This window comes from Mangrovicoccus algicola, assembly GCF_014903745.1.
Lineage (GTDB): Bacteria > Pseudomonadota > Alphaproteobacteria > Rhodobacterales > Rhodobacteraceae > Mangrovicoccus > Mangrovicoccus algicola.
In genome coordinates this window covers 25,498-45,543 of record NZ_JACVXA010000015.1, presented here as the reverse complement: position 1 = coordinate 45,543, position 20,046 = coordinate 25,498, and the positions used below count along the sequence as shown (strand labels likewise).

At 68.1% G+C, this 20,046-nt stretch carries 16 protein-coding genes; 11 read left to right on the top strand and 5 right to left on the bottom strand.

Annotated features, from left to right (window positions below; genetic code table 11):
* Window positions 1–348 precede the first annotated feature (348 nt).
* The 6 genes from ICN82_RS07520 to ICN82_RS07495 all read left to right on the top strand — a co-directional run bounded on the left by ICN82_RS07520 (window position 349) and on the right by ICN82_RS07495 (window position 8,268).
* A complete protein-coding gene (locus tag ICN82_RS07520) occupies window positions 349–1,020 on the top strand; it encodes a sugar transferase (RefSeq protein ID WP_193181347.1) in 672 nt (223 codons plus the stop codon).
* A gap of 151 nt (window positions 1,021–1,171) precedes the next feature.
* Window positions 1,172–3,622 carry a tetratricopeptide repeat protein gene (locus ICN82_RS07515; protein WP_193181344.1) on the top strand — a complete coding sequence of 817 codons (2,451 nt, stop codon included), beginning with the start codon at window positions 1,172–1,174 and terminating at the stop codon, window positions 3,620–3,622.
* A 170-nt stretch (window positions 3,623–3,792) separates the two neighbouring features.
* Entirely contained in the window at window positions 3,793–4,404 is a 612-nt protein-coding gene (locus ICN82_RS07510) for a polysaccharide biosynthesis/export family protein (RefSeq protein WP_193181342.1), read from the top strand.
* Between the two features lie 13 nt (window positions 4,405–4,417).
* Window positions 4,418–5,803 carry a porin family protein gene (locus tag ICN82_RS07505; protein ID WP_193181340.1) on the top strand — a complete coding sequence of 462 codons (1,386 nt, stop codon included), beginning with the start codon at window positions 4,418–4,420 and terminating at the stop codon, window positions 5,801–5,803.
* Window positions 5,804–5,888: 85 nt separating this feature from the next.
* A complete protein-coding gene (xrtD, locus tag ICN82_RS07500; RefSeq protein ID WP_193181338.1) occupies window positions 5,889–7,490 on the top strand; it encodes a VPLPA-CTERM-specific exosortase XrtD in 1,602 nt (533 codons plus the stop codon).
* A gap of 88 nt (window positions 7,491–7,578) precedes the next feature.
* Window positions 7,579–8,268 carry a rhomboid family intramembrane serine protease gene (locus tag ICN82_RS07495; RefSeq protein WP_193181336.1) on the top strand — a complete coding sequence of 230 codons (690 nt, stop codon included), beginning with the start codon at window positions 7,579–7,581 and terminating at the stop codon, window positions 8,266–8,268.
* Between the two features lie 258 nt (window positions 8,269–8,526).
* Here ICN82_RS07495 and ICN82_RS07490 read toward each other — a convergent pair whose 3' ends face one another.
* Together ICN82_RS07490 and ICN82_RS07485 are read right to left on the bottom strand one after the other, a co-directional pair.
* Window positions 8,527–8,922, bottom strand: a complete 396-nt coding sequence (locus ICN82_RS07490; RefSeq protein ID WP_193181335.1) for a hypothetical protein — start codon at window positions 8,920–8,922, stop codon at window positions 8,527–8,529.
* Entirely contained in the window at window positions 8,919–9,257 is a 339-nt protein-coding gene (locus ICN82_RS07485) for a hypothetical protein (RefSeq protein WP_193181333.1), read from the bottom strand. The genes ICN82_RS07490 and ICN82_RS07485 overlap by 4 nt, the downstream gene beginning before the upstream one ends.
* Before the next feature lie 80 nt (window positions 9,258–9,337).
* On the opposite strand from ICN82_RS07485, the gene ICN82_RS07480 reads away from it, so the two are divergent.
* Both ICN82_RS07480 and ICN82_RS07475 read left to right on the top strand, forming a co-directional pair.
* A complete protein-coding gene (locus ICN82_RS07480; protein WP_193181331.1) occupies window positions 9,338–10,555 on the top strand; it encodes a multidrug effflux MFS transporter in 1,218 nt (405 codons plus the stop codon).
* Window positions 10,556–10,622: 67 nt separating this feature from the next.
* Window positions 10,623–12,134, top strand: a complete 1,512-nt coding sequence (locus tag ICN82_RS07475) for a YifB family Mg chelatase-like AAA ATPase (RefSeq protein WP_193181329.1) — start codon at window positions 10,623–10,625, stop codon at window positions 12,132–12,134.
* Window positions 12,135–12,137: 3 nt separating this feature from the next.
* Here the strand turns inward: ICN82_RS07475 and gshB are convergent, their stop codons facing one another.
* The 3 genes from gshB to rsmI all read right to left on the bottom strand — a co-directional run bounded on the left by gshB (window position 12,138) and on the right by rsmI (window position 14,376).
* A complete protein-coding gene (gene gshB, locus ICN82_RS07470; RefSeq protein WP_193181431.1) occupies window positions 12,138–13,070 on the bottom strand; it encodes a glutathione synthase in 933 nt (310 codons plus the stop codon).
* A gap of 91 nt (window positions 13,071–13,161) precedes the next feature.
* Window positions 13,162–13,512 (bottom strand): YraN family protein, encoded by a 351-nt coding sequence (locus ICN82_RS07465; protein ID WP_193181328.1) that lies wholly within the window; start codon window positions 13,510–13,512, stop codon window positions 13,162–13,164.
* Between the two features lie 3 nt (window positions 13,513–13,515).
* Window positions 13,516–14,376: a 16S rRNA (cytidine(1402)-2'-O)-methyltransferase gene (gene rsmI, locus ICN82_RS07460; protein WP_193181327.1), complete on the bottom strand. Its 861-nt coding sequence runs from the start codon at window positions 14,374–14,376 to the stop codon at window positions 13,516–13,518.
* A 96-nt stretch (window positions 14,377–14,472) separates the two neighbouring features.
* Between rsmI and ICN82_RS21275 the strand changes: the two genes are divergently transcribed.
* The 3 genes from ICN82_RS21275 to murJ are packed head-to-tail and all read left to right on the top strand — an operon-like array spanning window position 14,473 to window position 20,021.
* On the top strand, window positions 14,473–15,648 hold the full coding sequence (locus tag ICN82_RS21275) for an ABC transporter substrate-binding protein (RefSeq protein ID WP_226898349.1): 1,176 nt from the start codon (window positions 14,473–14,475) through the stop codon (window positions 15,646–15,648).
* On the top strand, window positions 15,629–18,436 hold the full coding sequence (locus ICN82_RS07455; RefSeq protein ID WP_226898348.1) for a [protein-PII] uridylyltransferase: 2,808 nt from the start codon (window positions 15,629–15,631) through the stop codon (window positions 18,434–18,436). Before ICN82_RS21275 ends, ICN82_RS07455 begins: the two co-directional genes overlap by 20 nt.
* A gap of 7 nt (window positions 18,437–18,443) precedes the next feature.
* Window positions 18,444–20,021 carry a murein biosynthesis integral membrane protein MurJ gene (murJ, locus tag ICN82_RS07450; RefSeq protein ID WP_193181325.1) on the top strand — a complete coding sequence of 526 codons (1,578 nt, stop codon included), beginning with the start codon at window positions 18,444–18,446 and terminating at the stop codon, window positions 20,019–20,021.
* Window positions 20,022–20,046: the final 25 nt, after the last annotated feature.

The window sequence follows — 20,046 nt, the reverse complement described above, 5'->3', positions numbered from 1 at the left end:
TCGCGACTCGCCCGGGCGCGCGTCGAGAAAGTAGTTGCACGGCGGAAATAATATCTTAAGATTGTGCAGTATTATCTTCAAAAAAGCTCAACAATCGCTTCAAAAAATACGCAGCTTTTGAACACGCTGCGATGACATGATAGGGAGGAGAACGGACGCACTGCTCGAAAATCTAATATTATCAATCAAGAACAGTGCCTTAACATCTTAACTATATTTTCGGTTCGACTGGCAACTCCGTTGATTTACGGGGTTTTATGGCTAATATTGAATTAACCATGCGGCAGGCGCGCCTGCCAACGCCCGTCATCCTGAGTAGAAGTTTTTCTTTTAGAAAGGTGTCAAAGCGTGACAATCCATATTCAGACATCCGCCCGCGATGTCACCGACATTATAGAGCATACCCCTTCCGTATCCCCGTACCGCACCGTCCTGAAACGGGTATTCGACTTGGCCTTTGTCCTGTGCATCCTGCCCGTCATCCTGCCGGTGATCCTGCTCTTCGCGGGCCTCGTCGCGCTGGACGGGTCGAACCCGTTCTTCATCCAGCGCCGCGTGGGCAAGGACGGACGGGTCTTCTCGATGATCAAGCTGCGCTCGATGGTGGTGGATGCAGAAAGCAGGCTGCTGGAGCATCTTGCCGCCGACCCCGAGGCGCGCCGCGAATGGGAACGCTGCCAGAAGCTGACCAGCGATCCGCGCATCACCCCCGTCGGACGCCTGATCCGCAAGACCTCCGCGGATGAGCTGCCGCAATTCCTCAACGTGCTTTTCGGCCAGATGAGCGTGGTCGGTCCGCGCCCGATGCTGCCCAGCCAGCGCGAGATGTATCCCGGCCAGGCCTATTACGCGCTGAAGCCCGGGATCACGGGCTTCTGGCAGATCGGCGACCGCCACGCGACAAGCTTCGCCGATCGCGCACGCTACGACGCGGCCTATTACGACCGCATGTCCCTGCGCACCGACCTGGGCGTGATCCTGCGGACCGTCCAGGTGGTCCTGCGCGGCACCGGCGCATAGGCCAAGCCTCTCAAAAGCTCCTCAATTTCGGGAGAGCTTCCTCTGGCTGCACCGACGGTGCGGCCATTTTATTTTACAAAGCTTGCTACACCTTGCACCGGTTCCGGTGCTACTGTGGCACTGCCGCATTGCATTGAAGACGAGGCCCTGCATGTCATTGACCAGCAAGTTCGCGACCGCGCTGCTGTCCTCCGCCGTCATTTTCACCCTGGCCGCCTGCGAGGATTCCGAGCAGAAGGCGCAGCGGAAGTTCGAGACCGCGCAGGAGCTGATCGCCGCAGGGGACCTCAAGCGCGCCGATGTCGAGATGCGCGGCATCTTCGACCTGACCCCGAACTTCCTCGAAGCCCGGCTGGCCTATGCCAACCTGCGGAAGCAGATGGGCGATTCCAAGGACGCCTATGGCCAGTTCCTGCTGGCCGCGGAACAGCACCCCCGGGATTTCGAGGCGCGGATGCAGGCGGCGGAGATGGCCGCGACCCTGGTCGATTTCGACCGCATGCACGACAACCTCCTGGTCGCGGCCGAGCTGCAGCCCGACAATCCCCGCGTCGAGGCGCTGGAGCTTCTCGAAGAACTGCAGACCGCGCGGCGCGACCGCGACACGCCGGCCATCGAATCCGTGCGCGACCGGGCCCGGGCGCTTCTGGACGACAATCCCGAACTGGTGCATGGCCGCAACGTGCTGATCGATGCCTACGCGGCGCTGAATGACCCCTATGCCACGCTGGAGGTGCTGGACGAGGCGATCGAGCGGTTCCCCGAGGACAAGAGATACTACACCTTCAAGCTGCAGATCCTCGCCCAGCTGGATGACCGCGAGGGGCTGGGAGAGGTCCTCAAGCGCGCGGCCGACGTCTTTCCCGACGACCGCAACTTCAAGCTGTCGCTGGTGCGGTGGTACCTGGGCAACGGCGATGTCGACGGGGCCGATGCCTATCTGCGCGAGGATGTGGCGCGCCATGGCGCGGATACGACGCCGCGGGTCGACTATATCCAGTTCCTGCTGCAGGCGCGCGACGCCGATGCCGCCCTGTCGCAGCTCGATGCCTATCTGGCCGAGGACGGGGCCGACGAACTGCTGTTCCAGACGCTCAGGGCGACGACCCTGTTCGACAGCGGCCGCCGCGACGAAGGCATCGCGGCGCTGCGCCAGACGATCGACGGGCGCGAAGCCGATGACGCGCTGCGCGACGCCCAGGTGACCCTGGCGCGCATGCTGGAGATGAGCGGCCAGCCCGAGGAGTCCCGCAGCATCGTCGAGACGGTGCTGGAGGCGGATCCGCAGCAGGTCGAGGCGCTGAAGCTGCAGGCGGCCTGGCTGGTCTCCCAGGACCGCATCAGCGACGCCATCCTGTCGCTGCGCACCGCCATGGACCAGGCGCCGCGCGATCCGGGGCTGAACACGCTGATGGCGGATGCGCATGAACGCGAGGGCAATCGCGACCTGATGCGCGAGAACCTGCAGCTCGCGGTGGAGAAGTCCTCCTACGGCGCTTCGGAAAGCCTGCGCTATGCGCAGCTCCTCGTCGCCGAGGACAAGTATCCGGTGGCGCGCGACGTGCTGACCCAGGCGCTGCGCCGCGCCCCGGCCGACCTCGTGCTGCTGCAGAAGCTGGCCGAGGTCTATCTGGGCATGGCCGACTGGACCGGGGCCGAACAGGTGGTGCGGGCGATCCGCGGCATCGGCACGCCGCAGGCACAGACCATGGCCAACGGGCTGGAGGCGACCATGCTGGGCCGGATGCAGCGCACCGACGAGAGCATGGAACTGCTGCGCGGGATGCTGGACGACGATTCGACCGCGCTGATGGCCCAGGCCGCCATCATCCGCGCCCATCTATCCAAGGGCGACGGGGCGGCCGCGCGCAAGTTCATGGACGAGGTGCTGGCACGCACGCCCGACGCTGCCGGGGCACGGTTCCTCAACGCCGCCCTCCTCAGCGTCGAGGGCCGCCTGGAGGAGGCCACCGCCGTCTATCGCGCCCTTCTAGACGAGGATCCGGCGCAGGAAATCGTCTGGCGGGCCTATGTCTCGGCGCTGATGCGGGCGGGCGACCAGGAGGCGGCGGATGCCGCGCTGGAGGAAGGCATCGCGGCGCTGCCGGAGTCGATGAACCTGCTGTGGCAGAAGGCCGGGATCGAGGAACGCGCGGGCGATACCGAGGCGGCGATCGAGATCTACCAGACGCTCTATGACCGCAACAGCGCCTCGACCATCGTCGCCAACAACCTGGCCAGCCTCATCACCACCTATCGCGACACGCCGGAGGACCTGAACCGGGCCTATACCATCGCCCGGCGGCTGCGGGGGACCGACGTGCCCGCCTTCCAGGACACCTATGGCTGGATCGCGTTCCGCATGGGCAATGTAGACGAGGCCCTGCCCTATCTGCGCGATGCCGCCGCGGCGCTCACCGGCGACACGATGGTGCAGGAACACTATGCCCGTGCGCTGGTCGGCGCCGGGCGCGAGGCCGACGCGATCCCGCTTTTCGAGCGGGCGATCGAGCTGACCCCGCCGGAGAATGCCGAACGGCTGCAGATGCTGGAAGCCGCCCGGAGCGACGCCGAGGCGCGCGCCGCCGAGACCCCCAACTGACCCCCTGCCCGGCCCCCGCGACGGGGCCGGACCGCCCCGGGTGTGGCGGCGCCACTACGCCGCCGCGCTTTCCTGTCCCTTCCCTTGCGCGGCGGTTGGGTTCGGCCCGGGGGCGGTCTAAGCTTCCCCCGGGGTCCGCGGGGACTTTCGCCTAGGCACGGAGACACGGCATGTTCAGATCGATTATCGCAGTCATTTTCCTGTTCCTGACCGCTTTTGCGGCGGTTGCCCAGCAATACGCCCTGCAGCCGGGGGACACGCTGTCGGTGGAGGTGCTGGAGGATCCGGCGCTGAACCGCAATGTCCTCGTCCTTCCGGATGGCCGCATTTCCTTCCCCTTCGCCGGCAGCGTCCAGGCCCAGGGCCGCACGCTTGCGCAGGTGCAGGCAAATCTGACGGCCGCGCTGGCCCCGAATTTCGCGGCCCCCCCCACGGTCTTCGTCAACCTTGCCCAGCAGAACCCGGCGGCGGCCGCGGCCGCGGCTGCAGGGACCGATGCGGATGACCTGATCGCGGTGTATTTCCTGGGCGAGGTCAATTCGCCCGGCCGCCTGGAAATCCCCGAGGGCACCACGCTGCTGCAGGCGCTGGCCATGGGCGGCGGGCTGACCAATTTTGCCGCGACCAAGCGGATCCAGCTGCGCCGCACCGATACGACCGGCCGCGAGATCATCTACCGCTTCGACTACCGCGCCATCTCGCGCGGGGCGCAGATCACCGGTGCCACCACGATGATCGACGGGGATGTCCTCCTCGTGCCGCAGCGCCGCCTCTTCGAGTGACGGGGTCCGCGACGTGATCGACCGGTTCCTGATCGCCGGCGCCATGGTCGGCGGCGCCGCCATGTTCCCGCCTCCCGCCGCCGCCCAGCAGGACACCCGGGGCGGCACGATCCTCACCGCGCGCATCAGCAGCAGCGCGGAAGCCGACGACAACTATTCGCTCTCCGAGAAGTCCCCGGGCGAGGCCTATCTGTGGACCAACACGCTGAGCTTCGGCATGTTCAGCGAGACCCGCACCGACACCTTCTCGGGCAGCGCCTCGGGCGATCTGCGGGTGGCGGACCTGCCCGTGACCGGGACCGAGGGCAAGCTGGACAATGGCGAGGTCTCCGTCGACTACCAGCGCGAGATCGACGACAACCGGATCTGGCTGAACGCCCTGGCCAACGATGTCGACCTGGAGTTCCTGGATCCGCTGCGCTATTTCGACGATGACGGCAGCTTCGACGATACCCGCGGCGGCGGCCGGCGGACCCTGCTCACGGGCCGGTTCGGCATGGAGCTCAACGGCGACGGTCCGGCCCGGCTGAGTTTCAGCGGCCATGTCTACCGCAACAATTACCACGACACGACCGACGACTCGCTGGTGGATCGCGACTACCAGCGGCTGACCGCGCTTGTCGGCGCCGACGTGACCGAGACGGCCGAGATCTACCTGCAGGGCGAGGCCTATAACAGCACGCGCAGCAACGGCAACGACTCCCAGTCCGGGGAATTGCGCATCGGCACCAAGGCCGATCTCAGCCCGATCACGACGCTGGATGCCAATATCGGCTACCAGGTGGTCGATCTGGACTATGACGACGGCGCGGGCGACAGCCGCACCGAGGAAGGCGCCGTGGCCGCGCTGTCGCTGTCGCGCGCGACACCCGACGGATCGGTCTTCCTCACCGCGGCCAACAGCATCTACGAGGGCGGACAGCAGACCGATGTCTTCCTCGGCCGCGAATTCATCCGCCCCAATGGCAGCTTCACCGGCCGCGCGGGGATCAGCACGACCGACGCCTCCGAGGTGAACCCGGTCTTCGGGCTGGATTACCTGCGGCGCGGGCCGACCTCGCAATTCCGGATCTCGGCCAACCAGTCGCTGACCGTGGATGACGACTTCAACGACCGGCTGAACCTCGCGCTGAACACGTCCTACACCCAGCAGATAAACCCGGTCTCCTCCTTCACCCTGTCGGCGCTGGCCGGGCGGCGCGAGGACCTGGAGGACGAGTTCGACGACCAGAGCGTCACCCGCGTCACCCTCTCCGCGCAATACGATCATGCGGTCTCCCGGGACTGGTCCGTCTCCACCGGCTACCGCCACCGCACCCGCGACGAGGATGACAGCGGCACCGCCAGTTCCAACGCCGTCTACCTGACCCTCACGCGCAGCTTTGCCGCAAGACGCTAGTTTTTGCCAAGCTCGCGTGAATATCAGGTGATCGGAAGGAGACCGGCCCCTATATTGCGCTGAATTAGCGTTTAAAGGAGTTGCCATGTCCGTGGATTCGACCGAGCTGGGCGTCGGGCCGGAAAACAGCACGATCACCGCGAACTGGCGCGGCTTCGCGTGGCTGGTTCTGGCCGTGGCCGCCTCCCTTCCGGTGTTCTGGTACGGGTTCTCCGCGCTTGGCCGGGCCTGGCTCACGCCGGAATACAGCCACGGACCGCTGATCCCGGTCATCTCGCTCTACCTGTTCCTGCGCGAGCTGCGCCACAGCCCCCCCGTTCCCGATGACGTGCCGCGGCGCTGGCCCGGCGTCCTGGTGATGCTGGGCGCCATCCTTCTGGCCGCGATCGGCAATATCATCGATGTCGCCGATATCGTCTGCTACGCCATGATCGTCTGGGTCATGGGGCTGGTTCTGGTGTGTTTCGGCTGGGATCGCGGCCGCCGCCATTGGGCCCCGGTGCTGCACCTGGCCTTCATGCTGCCGCTGCCGCAGCTCTTCTACTGGAAGCTCTCGATCTTCCTGCAGGGCATTTCCTCGGAACTGGGTGTCGCGGTGGTGCAGATGGCGGGGATCCCGGTCTATCTGGACGGCAACATCATCGACCTTGGCGTCTACAAGCTGCAGGTCGCCGAGGCCTGTTCCGGCCTGCGCTACCTGTTCCCCATCCTCAGCTTCTCCTACCTCTTCTCGATCCTCTATCGCGGTCCCTTCTGGCACAAGGCGGTGATGCTGCTTTCGGCCGCGCCCATCACGGTGGCCATGAACAGTTTCCGCATCGGCATGATCGGCATCCTGGTCAACTATTACGGGATCGAGCAGGCGGAGGGCTTCCTGCATTTCTTCGAGGGCTGGGTGATCTTCCTCAGCTGCGTCGGCCTTCTGTTCGCGATGGCGATGGTGCTGCAGCGGCTGACGCCGAACCCGCTGCCGCTGAGCCAGGCCATCGACCTGGAAACCCACGGGCTCGGCCGCGAGGCACGCCGCATCTTCGCCGTCGCCCCCAGCGCCGCGCTGATCTCCGCCACGGTTCTGATCGCGGGTCTTTCCCTGGCCTGGAGCCAGTTCCGGGAACCGCAGATCATCACCCCCGACCGCCAGAGCTTTGCCGCCTTTCCGCGGATGCTGGGCGAGTGGCGCGCCGGGATCACCCGGCTCGATCCGGAGGTGGAGCGGGTCCTCGGCGCCGATGACTACATCTCGGCGCAGTTCCACAATCCCGGCACCGGCGACAGCTTCGACTTCTTCTCCGCCTATTACCGCGACCAGACCGATGGCGGCGGGCTGCATTCCCCCGAGGTCTGCCTGCCCAATGGCGGCTGGGAAGTGGCCAGCCTGGCCCCCCACGAGGTCGACATGAGCGATGTGGGCTATGGCCGCTTCGAGGTGAACCGCGCGGTGATCCAGAAAGGCATGAGCCACCAGCTGGTCTATTACTGGTTCGAACAGCGCGGCAAGCGGATGACCAATGACATGCTGACGAAGCTGTCCGTCCTGAAGGATGCCTGGACGATGCAGCGCAAGGACGGCGCCATCGTGCGCTTCGTCACCGTGATCAGGGATGGCGACGAGGCGGCGGCCGACCGGGAGCTTCAGGGCGCCATGCGCGACGTGCTGGGGCGGCTGCCGGCCTTCCTGCCGCAATAGGATCCGGCGGGGCGCGGAAACGGGCTTGTCCCCGCGCCCCGCGGGCCTATCCTTGGGGCCCGCCCCGTCCGCCCGCCGGAGACCGCCCATGACCGCCCGATCCGCCACCCCGTCCCGCCGCGCCGATCCCGGGGCCATGCCCTTCGCGGTGGCCCTGCTGATCGGGGTGAACTGCCTGGTCGAGGGGTTGCTGCAAGCCGCCGATCACGGGGTGTTCGCCACGCCGCATCTGCGCGGGCTCGCCTATGAATACGGGGCCTTCTTCTCGCCGCTTCTGCGCGGCGCGCGGCCCGATTACGCGGCGCAACCGGTGACGATGTTCCTCAGCTACGCCCTGCTGCACGCGGGCTGGCTGCATCTTCTGGTCAACATGCTGGCCCTGGCCGGGATCGGCAGCGAGATCGCCCGCGCCGCGGGGACGGCCCGTTTCCTGGCGGGATACGCGCTGACCGCGATCGGCGGCGCGGCCTGCTTCGGCCTGCTGACCGCCTCGCCCGTGCCCATGGTGGGGGCGTCCGGGGCGCTGTTCGGGCTGCTGGGCATCCGCATCTGCTGGGGCTACCAGGAAAGACGGCATTACGGCGAAGGGATGCGCGACATCTGGCGCGCGCTGTTCATCCTGGTGGCCTATAACCTGGTCTTCTGGCTGCTGCTGCATGGACAGCTTGCCTGGGAAACCCATCTGGGCGGCTTCGTGGCGGGATGGCTGCTGGCCCTGGCCTGGGGCCGGCCGATCTACCGGCGCAGGCGGCGCGGGCCCGACCCGGCCCGCGGCTGACCCCCGCCAAGCGGCGGCAGGTCGCGGCAGAAAAGAAGCGGCCCGGTCCGGGCAGACCTGGGCCGCCTGTCAGAGGAAGGGGTACTGGAAAACTCTTACGCACCGCGCCGCACGTGACCTCGGCGCAGCCCCAGCCTGCGCGGAACCGGCGCGGCTGCCCATCGAAACCCTGCACCGCGGGGCGCCGTTCCGGGAAACCGCCCAGCAGATGGACATTCCGCCCCTGCCCTGCCTATCGACCGGGCAGGCGCAGGACGGTCAATCCTCGTCCCAATCCTCGTCCTCTTCGGGATCCCAGGCGGCGGCGGGATCGTCGAAGACCTGCGGAAAGCTGACCCGCGCCGCGGCGACATCGATCCGCAGAAGCGCGTCGTAATCGGCCGGATCGAAGGGCTGCCGGGCCGGGACGACCTCGCGACCGAACAGCCAGGACAAGCGCCCGGCATCCAGGTTGCCGCGCTCGAAGGGCGCCTCGCCGAAGTGCTCCCACAGCGCGGCCATGAAGGCCGCATCCACGGACTTGTCCAGCGCCTTGCGGTCCTTGAACCTTTCGCGCCGGGTGATGGGTGTGACCCCGCGCGGATTGGCCCGGCGGATCGTGAACTGGAAATCGGTTCCCGGATAGCGCCCCGGGAAGCCCCTGTGCTTCATCATCTCAACCTCGCATGGGCGATCCAGCGCGCCCGTCTGTGCGGATCCGCCAGCATCCCGGCGATCCGCTCCGCCACACCAGGCGGCAGCGGCATCCCTGCCGCCATCTCGCCGCCTGCCTCGACCTCCAGCCCCGCCGCGTCCCGCCGGATCACGACCACCGGCGAGAAACCCCGCAACCGCTGCAGCATGCGCCACAGGTCCTTGCGGATCTCGTGAGCCAGCGCGGCAGGACGCAGCGGCGGAAACCCCGACCGCGCCCCGACATCCAGCCGCATCCGTCCGGGGCGCGACAGCACCACGCCCTCCTCGGTCCGGATAAGCTGCCAGCGGGGCATGGACGGTCCTTTCGCGATGCGGCGCGCCTGCGGCACGGCGGCCATGGACAAGGCCGCTCTTTGCCGTCATGAGCAGAACAATGCAAGCCGTCATGCCCGTGCGTTTCCTCGACCGGCGCACTCCGCCCAACATCCTGACCCTCGTCATCATCGCCGGACTTTCGGCGGCGACGATGAACATCTACCTGCCCTCCCTGCCGAGGATGACCGAACATTTCGGCACCGATTATGCGCTGATGCAGGCCTCGGTCACCGTCTACCTGGCGATGAACGCCATTCTGCAGCTGGGAATAGGGCCGATCTCGGACCGGTTCGGGCGGCGGCCGGTCCTTCTGGGGGCCTGCGCGCTGTTCTGCCTGGCCACGCTGGGCATCCTGTTCTCCCCTTCGGTCTGGGTCTTCCTCGCCTTCCGCATGGCCCAGGCGGTGATCGTCTCGGGGCTGGTGCTGAGCCGGGCGATCGTGCGCGACATGTATCCCGCCGAGCAAGCGGCGTCGCGCATCGGCTATGTCACGATGGGCATGGCGCTGGTGCCGATGGTTGCGCCCGTTGCGGGGGGCGTGCTGGATTCCGCCTTCGGCTGGCAGGCGAATTTCTGGCTGCTGCTGGTCTGCGGCATCGCCGTCACCGCGCTGATCTGGTTCGACCTGGGCGAGACCGCGCCGCGGGGGGGCGGCGGATTCGCGGCGCAGTTCCGCGACGTGCCGCAGCTGTTCAGCTCGCGCCGGTTCTGGGGCTACTGCCTGTCCTCCACCCTCGCCTCGGGGGCGTTCTTCGCCTATCTCGGCGGCGCCCCCTTCGTGGGCTCGGTGATCTACGGCCTGTCTCCCGCCCAGCTGGGCCTGTTCTTCGGCGCCCCGGCCGTGGGATACATGATCGGCAACGGCCTGTCCGGGCGGTACTCGGTGCGCTTCGGGCTGAACGCCATGATCGTCACCGGCAGCCTGATCTCCACCACCGGCATGCTGGTCGCGCTGAGCCTGTTCTATGCCGGGCAGGCGACGGTGGCGGTGTTCTTCGGGTCGATGACGCTGGTCGGTCTGGGCAACGGGCTGGTGATGCCCAATGCCATGGCCGGGATGCTTTCCGTGCGCCCGCATCTGGCCGGAACCGCCTCCGGCGTGGGCGGGGCGATCCTGATCGGCGGCGGCGCGCTGCTTTCGGCCCTGGCCGGCGTGGTGCTGACCCCCGAATCCGGCGCCCTGCCGCTGGTCTGGCTGATGCTCGTCTCGGTCGCGCTGGGGCTTTGCAGCATCGGCTACGTGATCCGCCGCGAACGGCAGCTGAACCGCGGCTGAGGCCGGATCTTAACACTGCGTTAACCACGCCCGGGCCAGTCTCCGCCGTCAGCGGCAGGAGTCGGGGATGGTCGCACGCGCCTTCACGGTTAGTTTCGACGGGCTGGAGGCCCGGCAGGTCGAGGTGCAATGCGCCGTGACCGCCGGACTGCCCGCCTTCTCCATCGTCGGGCTGCCGGACAAGGCGGTCTCCGAGGCGCGCGATCGCGTGCGCACCGCGCTGAGCGCCATGTCCATCGCCCTGCCCTCGAAACGCATCACCATCAACCTGTCCCCGGCCAACCTGCCCAAGGAGGGGTCGCATTTCGATCTGCCCATCGCGCTGGCGCTGCTGGCCGCGCTGGATATCTTGCCGCGCGACGCGGTGGAACGGGCCCTGGCGCTCGGCGAGATGTCGCTGGACGGCTCGCTCGTGGCAGTGGTCGGCGCCCTGCCCGCCGCGCTGGCCGCTGCGGAGGGCGATCGCTGCCTCGTCTGCCCGCGCGCCTGCGGGGCGGAGGCCGCCTGGGTCGGCGGGGCGGAGGTTCTGGCCGCCGCCAGCCTGTCGGATGTCGTGCGCCATTTCACCGGGCAGTCTCCCCTGCCCCCGGCGGAACCCGGCGAGGTCACGGCGGGGGCGAAGACCGGCTGCCTGTCGGAGGTGAAGGGCCAGGAACGCGCCAAGCGGGCGATGGAGATCGCCGCGGCGGGGCGGCACCACATGCTGATGATCGGCACGCCGGGATCGGGCAAGTCCATGATGGCCGCGCGGCTCCCGGGGCTTCTGCCGCCGCTGAGCGCGGCGGAGGCCCTGGAAACCTCGATGATCCATTCGCTGGCCGGGCTGATCGACGAGGGGGGCATTTCCCGCGCCCGGCCCTTCCGCGACCCGCATCACACCGCCTCGATGGCCTCGATCATCGGCGGCGGCAAGACGGCCAAGCCGGGCGAAGTGTCCCTTGCCCATAACGGCGTGCTGTTTCTCGACGAGTTTCCCGAATTCCCGCGCCAGGTCCTGGAGACGCTGCGCCAGCCCGTGGAAAGCGGCCATGTCGTCGTGGCACGGGCGAATGCGCATGTGCGCTATCCCTGCCGCTTCATGCTGCTGGCCGCCGCCAATCCGTGCCGCTGCGGCTTTCTCAGCGATGCCGCCCGCGCCTGTTCCCGCGCCCCCGCCTGCGGCGAGGAGTACCTGGGCCGGATCTCGGGGCCGCTGATGGACCGGTTCGACCTGCGGGTGGAGGTGCCGCCCGTGCCCTTCCAGGATCTCGACCTGCCCGCGACCGGAGAGACATCGGACATGATCGCGGCCCGGGTCCTGGCCGCGCGGGCCGTGCAGGAGACGCGGTTCGCGGGGCACCCTTCGGCCCGGCAGAATGCCGATGCGGGCGGCAGGCTGCTGGAGGAGGTGGCGCCCCTGGACGATGAGGGGCGCCGGATGCTGACCCGCGCCGCCGACCGGTTCGGGCTCAGCGCGCGGGGATTTCACCGCATCCTGCGCGTCGCCCGCACGATTGCCGACCTGGCCGACAGCCCGGCGATCCGCGCCCCGCACATGGCGGAGGCGCTGAGCTACCGCCTGCTGGCCGGCCCGGCCTGAGGATCAGAGCTTTGCCTCGATGGCCTCCCAGATCCGGCCGGCCACGTTGATCCCGTCGAAGCGTTCAAGTTCCTGGATGCCGGTGGGCGAGGTCACGTTGATCTCGGTCAGCCAGTCGCCGATCACGTCGATGCCGACGAAGATCTGCCCGGCCTCGCGCAGGGTCGGACCGATCCGGGCACAGATCTCGCGGTCCCGATCGGTCAGCGCAACCTTCTCGGGGCGGCCGCCGACATGCATGTTGGACCGGGTCTCGCCCTCCGAGGGGACGCGGTTGATCGCGCCGACCGGTTCGCCATCGACGAGGATCACCCGCTTGTCGCCCTTTGCCACCGCCGGCAGGAAGGCCTGCGCGATCAGCGGCTCGCGGTTGATGCCACAGAAAAGTTCGTGCAGCGAGCTGAGGTTGCGATCATTGGGATCCAGCCGGAACACCCCCGCCCCGCCATTGCCGTAAAGCGGTTTGAGGATGATGTCGCCATGTTCGGCCTTGAAGGCCTTCAGCCGGGCGAGATCGCGCGCGATCATGGTCGGCGGCGTCAGATCCGGGAATTTCAGCACCAGCAGCTTCTCGGGATAGTTGCGCACCCAGAACGGCCGGTTCACCACCAGCGTGCGGCCCTCCAGCAGGTCGAGCATGTGGGTGGTGGTGATATAGCCCATGTCGAAGGGCGGATCCTGGCGCAGCCAGACCACGTCGACCTCGCCGAGATCCAGGTCGACCGGATCGCCCAGCGTGACGAAGGGCGTCTGGCCGCGGCGGATCTCGGCCGGGCGCGCCATCGCACGGACCACGCCGCGATCGAAGGTCAGCTGCTCCGGCCCGTAGACGTAAATCCTGTGCCCGCGCGCCTGGGCCTCTTCGGCCAGCCGGTAGGTGCTGTCTGCATTGGGATCGACCGTCTCGATCGGATCCATCTGGAAAGCGATTGTCAGCATGAACATCCCGTCCTTTTGGGGATATCATCTGACCCATTCGCGGCGCCGGTGCAATTGCCGTTTCGGGACGCCGCGCCGCCGGGCCGCCTCAGTGGAGGATATTCTCCAGCACCCGGGTCTGCCCATGCTGGTCCACCAGCGCCAGGTCGAACCGCATCGGCGTGTCCATCTGGCGCGGTTCCCCGGCCACGAATTCCGTCGCCGCGTCGCAGATCCGGGCCATCTGGCGCGGGGTGAACCGCTCCAGCGCATGATCGAAGCTGCGGCTTTTCTTGACCTCGACGAAAACCAGGCCCCCGGGTCCCTCGAGGATCAGGTCGATTTCGCCGCCCTGCCCGCGCCAGCGCCGCGCGCGCAGCCTGTGACCGCAGGATTCGTAATGCCGCGCGACGCAATCCTCGGCGGCAAGTCCCGCATGATACCCCGTGGCTCCGTCCATGGCTCAGCCGTCCTCCCGCAGCGACAGCGCCCGCTGGTAGACCGCCTTGCGCGGCATGCCCAGGCTTTCGGCGACTTCCTTCACCGCATCCTTCATGCTCAGCCTTTCGAGCGCGTTAACAAGCGCGGTCTCCATGTCCTCGGCCCCCGCCCCCTCGGGTGCCGCCCCGGCCACGACCAGCACGCATTCGCCGCGCGGCGGGGTCTCGCGCACCTGCTCCAGCAGCTCCGCGACGCTGCCGCGCAGCACGGTTTCGTAGGATTTGGTCAGTTCCCGGCACAAGGCGACCGGCCGGTCCTCCCCGTGGGTCTCGGCCAGCGCGACCAGCAGATCCTCCACCCGGCGCGGCGATTCGTAGATCACCTGCGTGGCGCCGCCATGGGCCTCGGCCGCCAGCCAGGACAGGCGCGCCGCCGCCTTGGCGGGCGGAAACCCCAGGAACAGGAACCGGTCCGTGGCCAGCCCCGCCACCGACAGCGCCGCCACCGCGGCGCAGGCGCCGGGGATCACCGTCACCGGCAGCCCCTGCCGCGCCAGTTCCGCAACCAGCCGGTAGCCCGGATCGGAAATCAGCGGCGATCCCGCCTCCGAGGCATAGGCGACACTTCGCCCCGCCCGGATTTCCTCGGCAATGCGCGCGGCGGCCGCGCCGCCGGAATGGTCGTGATAGGCGATCAACGCCCGGCCTTCACGCCCAACCCCATGAATCTGCATCAGTTTCTGCAGGGTCCTGGTATCTTCCGCGGCCAGGAGATCGGCCGATCCCAGCACGTCGAGCGCCCTGAGCGTGATGTCGCGCGCATGCCCGATGGGCGTTGCGACAAGATAGAGCCCCGGCGCGAGGCTGCTGTGCTGATAATTCACGGTTTAAGCCGCTCCCGGAGCCGAGTAAGCTCGTCACGAGTGAGTGACACAGGCCCAGCATAGGCCGCCCGATCCAGGACCGCAAGGAGACCCCCAATGGCCCCGCCCCGCGCCTTTTCCCGCCGCCAGATCCTCGGAGCCGCCGCGCTGATGCCCGCCGCCATGACGCTGGGCGCCTGCGACCCGGCCGCCTTCGGCACCGCCACCCGCGGGGGCGCGCCGGGTCCGGTGACGGTCGGCCTGCTGGTCCCCTCGAACGCGGCCGATCCGCAGCTGGGCCTGATTGCCGACAGCCTGACCAAGGCCGCGCGCTTGGCCGTGTCCGAGGCGGAGCCGGGGATGGTCACGCTGCGCACCTATTCCACCGCCGCCGATCCGGGCCGCGCCCAGCAGGCCGCGCAGCAGGCCAAGGCGGAAGGCGCCAACATCATCCTCGGGCCGCTCCTGGCGCAGAATGCCGCCGCCGTCGGCACGCTGATGGCGCAGTCGAACACCGCGGTGCTGACCTTCTCCAACAATACCGACATCGCCGGGCGCAACGTGCTGATGCTGGGGGATACCTTCGAGAACCGCGCCGCCGAGCTGGGCGCCTATGCCGCCAGCCAGGGCAAGCGCCGGGTCTTCATCATCAATGCCCGCTCCGCCGCCGAGCAGGTGATCCGCGATGCCGCCGTGCGGGGCCTGTCGGGCACCGGCGTGTCGGTGGTCGGCTCGGGCGAGTTCGACCTGTCGCAGGAAGGCCTGGTCGCGGCGCTGCCGGGCATCGCCGCCGCCGCGCGCGGCGCGGGGGCGGATGCGCTGCTGCTGACCTCGGACACGCAGGCGGCCCTGCCGACGCTGGTCGGGCTGCTGCCCGATTACGGCCTGCCCGCCAGCCAGTTCCAGTACATGTGCATGGCGCGCGCCGACATCCCGCCATCGGCCACCTCGCTGCCGGGTCTCCAGGGCTGCTGGTTCACCATGCCCGACACCACCCCGGTGGGCGAGTTCAACCGCCGCTACATCGCCGCCAACGGCAACAGCCCGCACCTGCTGGCCCCGCTGGCCTATGACGGCATCCGCGCGATCGCCGCGCAGGCGTCGCGCTCGGGTCCCGCGGGCCTGTCGCCGCAGGCGCTGATCAATGCCGGGGCCTTCTCGGGCGCGACCGGCACGTTCCGCTTCCTGTCGGACGGCACCAACCGCCGCAGCCTGGCCGTCGCCACCATCCGCAGCAACACCGTTTCCATCCTCAAACAGGCTTCCTCCCGTCTTGGCGCAACCGGTTCCTGATCGCTCCCTCCTCCGCATCGACGCGTATATCCCGCCTGCCGACCTGATCCTGCCCCCGGACGAGATCTTCGACATCGCGCGGATCCATGCGGCCCTGGACAATCTGGCCGAGGAGGCCGGGGACTCCCGCGGCCTGCAGCAGGGCGCCGTCGAGATCCTGATGCTCGCCCGGAAGGGCGGCGACAACGCGATCGCCCAGGCGATCGCCCGCGCGCCCCTGCAATCGGGGCGGGCGGTGCGGTCCTATGCCTATCTGATGGACTGCATCACCCGCACGGTCTTCGAGATCGCCTCGCGCTACCTGCATCCTGCGCAGTCGCGCAGCCAGCTGACCGGGCTGGCCATGCTGTCGGTGGGCGGCTACGGCCGCGCCGAGATGGCGCCGCATTCCGATGTGGACCTGCTGTTCCTGACCCCGGCCAAGCCCTCGGCCTGGGCGGAAAGCGTGATCGAGAGCTGCCTCTACATCCTGTGGGACCTGCGGCTGAAGATCGGGCACTCCACCCGTTCCGTGCAGGAAACGCTGATCCGCGCCAAGGGCGACATCACCATCCGCACCGCCGTGCTGGAAACGCGCTACCTGATCGGCAATCCGGAACTGGCCGATCAACTGGTGGACCGGCTGCGCACCCAGCTTTTCGCCAAGACCGGACCCGAATTCGTCGCCGCCAAGCTGGAGGAGCGCGCGCTGCGCCACCGGAAGCAGGGCGGCCAGCGCTACGTGGTGGAGCCCAACGTCAAGGAGGGCAAGGGCGGGCTCAGGGACCTTCAGTCCCTGTTCTGGATCGCCAAGTATCTCCATGCGGTGGACGATGCCGCCGACCTGGTGGATCTGGGGGTGTTCACCCAGGACGAATTCGACCGGTTCGACCGGGCCGAGCGGTTCCTGATGGCGGTGCGCAACCAGCTGCACCTGATCGCCGGGCGCGCGATGGACCAGCTGACCTTCGACCTGCAGGTCGAGGTGGCCGAGGATCTGGGCTATGTCGATCGCGGCGGCCGCCGCGCGGTCGAGCATTTCATGCAGGACTATTTCCGCCATGCCACCACCGTGGGCGAACTGACGCGGATCTTCCTGACCCAGATCGAGGCGACCCATGTCACCAAGACCTCCTTCATCGAGAACATCCGCAATTTCGGCCGCAAGGCGAAGGTCTCGGACGGATTCGAGATCCAGCACGGCCGGCTGCGCCATGCCGAGGATGCGGGCTTCCTCGCCGATCCGCTGAACTTCCTGCGGATGTTCGAGGAGGCGCTGGATACCGGGCTGCTGATCCATCCCGACACGATGCGGCTGGTGGCGGCGAACCTGCACCTGATCGACGCGAAGATGCGCGCCGATGCCGAGGCCAACGCCATCTTCCTGCGGCTGCTGCTGGATCACGGCAATCCCGAACGGGCCCTGCGTCGGATGAACGAGCTGGGCGTGCTGGGCGCCTTCATCCCCGAATTCCAGCCGGTCGTGGCGATGATGCAGTTCAACATGTACCATCAGTACACGGTGGACGAACACACGATCCAGTGCATCTCCACCATGGCCGAGATCGAGCGCGGCGAGCTGAAGGACGCGCTGCCCGCCGCCACGCGGATCATGACCGAAGGCCAGGTCAACCGCCGGGTCCTGTACCTGGCGATGTTCTTCCACGACATCGGCAAGGGCCGCAAGGAAGACCACGCCATCCTGGGCGCGCGGATCGCGCGCAAGGTGGCGCCGCGCTTCGGCCTGGACGAACAGGAATGCGAAACGATCGAATGGCTGGTGCGCCAGCACCTGCTGATGTCGGACATGGCGCAGAAACGCGACCTGTCCGATCCCCGCACGATCCGCGATTTCAGCCGCGCGGTGCAGACCAAGCGGCGGCTCGACCTGCTTCTGGTGCTGACCTGCTGCGACATCATGGGGGTGGGCCCCGGGGTCTGGAACAACTGGAAGGCGACCCTGCTGCGCAGGCTCTATGCGCTGACGGAAACCGCGCTGGCCACGGGGCTGGAACATCTCAACCGCGATGCGCTCCTGCCCGAGGCCAAGTCGCGCCTGGCCGAGACGCTGAAGGGCTGGCCCGAGGACAAGCTGGAGGCCGAGCTGGAGCGGCATTACCCGCCCTACTGGCAGGGTCTGGCCACCTCGACCCAGGCGATCTTCGCGCGGCTGCTCGACGGGCTGGGCAATGACGAGATCCGCCTGGAACTGGCTGCGGACGACAATCTGGATGCCACCCAGTGCTGCTTTGCCATGCAGGACCACCCGGGCATCTTCGCCCGGCTGACCGGCGCGCTGGCGCTGGTGGGGGCCAATATCGTCGATGCGCGCAGCTTCACCACCAAGGACGGCTATGCCACCGCCACCTTCTGGATCCAGGATGCCGACGGCCATCCCTATGATCCCGACCGGATGGGACGGCTGCGCAGCATGATCCACAAGACCCTGCTGGGCGAGGTGGTGGCGCGCGAGGCGATCAAGTCGCGCGACAAGATCAAGAAGCGCGAACGCAAGTTCGAGGTCCCCACCCGGATCACCTTCGACAATGACGGATCCGAGATCTACTCGATCATCGAGGTGGATACGCGCGACCGGCCGGGGCTGCTGTTCGATCTCAGCCGCACCTTCGCCAACAACCATGTCTACATCGCCTCGGCCCAGATCGCGAGCTATGGCGCCCAGGCCGTGGACACCTTCTACGTCAAGGACATGTTCGGCCTGAAGATCGTCAGCCGCAGCCGCCAGGAATCGCTGTCGCGCAAGCTGGAGGAAGCGATCCGCAAGGGCGCCATGCGCGCCACGGAATGAGGACCCTTTGAAACCGATCCGCCTGATCACGGGCTTCGTGACCGTCGGCGGCTGGACCATGGCCAGCCGCCTCTTGGGCTTCGCCCGCGATATCCTGCTGGCCGTATTCCTGGGGGCGGGCCCGGTGGCCGAGGCCTTCCTCGTGGCCTTCGCCCTGCCCAACATGTTCCGCCGCTTCTTCGCCGAGGGCGCGTTCAACATGGCCTTCGTGCCCATGTTCTCGAAACGCGTAGACGACCCCGCAAAGGCCCGCGCCTTCGCCCAGGAGGCGTTTTCCGGGCTGGGCTTCGTGCTGCTGATCTTCTCGGCCGCCGGCGTGATCGCCATGCCGCTGCTGGTGATGGCCATGGCCGCGGGCTTCGCGGGCGATGTCCGCTTCGAACTGGCGGTGGAATTCGGGCGGGTGTGCTTCTTCTACATCCTGTTCATCTCGCTGGCCGCGCTCCTGACCGGGGTGCTGAACGCGGTCGGCCATTTCGCCGCCGGGGCGGCGGCGCCGGTGGTGCTGAACGTCATCCTGGTCGCCGCGCTGGTGCTGGCGCAAAGCGGGCTGATACCGGTCTCGCCGCGCGCCGGGGAGATCGCCGGGCTGCATTCCGGCCGCGTGCTGGTCTGGGGCGTGCTGGCCGCGGGGATCGGGCAGTTCCTGCTGATGTGGTGGATCGCGCGGCGCCACGGGTTCCGCATGGGGATCACCCGGCCGCGGCTGAGCCCCGACATGCGCCAGCTGGTGCGCGTCGCCGTGCCCGCCGCGCTGGCGGGGGGCGTGGTGCAGATCAACCTGCTGGTCGGCCGCCAGGTGGCCAGCTATTTCGACGGCGCGGTCGCCTGGCTGGCCTATGCCGACCGGCTGTACCAGCTGCCGCTGGGCGTCGTGGGCATCGCGGTCGGCGTCGTGCTGCTGCCCGACCTGTCGCGCCGCCTGGCGGCCGGAGACGAGGCCGGGAGCCGCCACGGGCTGAGCCGCGCGGGCGAATTCGCCCTTGCCCTGACCCTGCCCGCCACCGCCGCGCTGATCGCCATTCCCGGGCCGCTGGTCTCGGTGCTGTTCGAACGCGGCGCCTTCGATGCCTCCGACAGTGCCGCCACCGCGCTGGCCGTGGCGGTCTATGGCGCGGGCCTGCCGGCCTTCGTGCTGCAGAAGGTGATGCAGCCGCTCTATTTCGCCCGCGAGGACACGGTGCGGCCCTTCCGCTACGCCGTCTGGGCGATGGTCATCAATGCCGGGGTCGCGATCGGGCTGGCGCCCTTCATCGGTTTCATCGCCGCCGCCTGGGGCACGACGCTGGCGGGCTGGGCGATGGTGGGGCTCCTGTGGTGGGGCGCGCGCGACATGGGGCTGGTGGCGAAATTCGACGACCGGCTGCGCCGCCGCATCCCGCGCCAGGTGCTGGCCAGCGCGATCATGGGCGGGGTGCTGGTGATCGCCGCGGGCCTGCTGCGGGACATGCTGGCCACCGGCGGCTGGCGCTACCTGGCGCTCCTGGGGCTGGTGGTGCTGGGCATGGTTTCCTATGCCATCGCCTCGCATCTGACCGGCGCCTTCACGCTGCGCGACCTGAAATCGGCCACGCGGCGCGGCTGAGCCCTTGGGAATTGCCCGCCGGACG

Coding starts and splice junctions, on each gene's coding strand:
- ICN82_RS07515 (WP_193181344.1), top strand. CDS start 1,172: ATGTCATTGACCAGCAAGTTCGCGACCGCGCTGCTGTCCTCCGCCGTC.
- ICN82_RS07510 (WP_193181342.1), top strand. CDS start 3,793: ATGTTCAGATCGATTATCGCAGTCATTTTCCTGTTCCTGACCGCTTTT.
- xrtD (WP_193181338.1), top strand. CDS start 5,889: ATGTCCGTGGATTCGACCGAGCTGGGCGTCGGGCCGGAAAACAGCACG.
- ICN82_RS07495 (WP_193181336.1), top strand. CDS start 7,579: ATGACCGCCCGATCCGCCACCCCGTCCCGCCGCGCCGATCCCGGGGCC.
- ICN82_RS07490 (WP_193181335.1), bottom strand. CDS start 8,922: ATGATGAAGCACAGGGGCTTCCCGGGGCGCTATCCGGGAACCGATTTC.
- ICN82_RS07485 (WP_193181333.1), bottom strand. CDS start 9,257: ATGCCCCGCTGGCAGCTTATCCGGACCGAGGAGGGCGTGGTGCTGTCG.
- ICN82_RS07480 (WP_193181331.1), top strand. CDS start 9,338: ATGCAAGCCGTCATGCCCGTGCGTTTCCTCGACCGGCGCACTCCGCCC.
- ICN82_RS07475 (WP_193181329.1), top strand. CDS start 10,623: ATGGTCGCACGCGCCTTCACGGTTAGTTTCGACGGGCTGGAGGCCCGG.
- ICN82_RS07465 (WP_193181328.1), bottom strand. CDS start 13,512: ATGGACGGAGCCACGGGGTATCATGCGGGACTTGCCGCCGAGGATTGC.
- ICN82_RS21275 (WP_226898349.1), top strand. CDS start 14,473: ATGGCCCCGCCCCGCGCCTTTTCCCGCCGCCAGATCCTCGGAGCCGCC.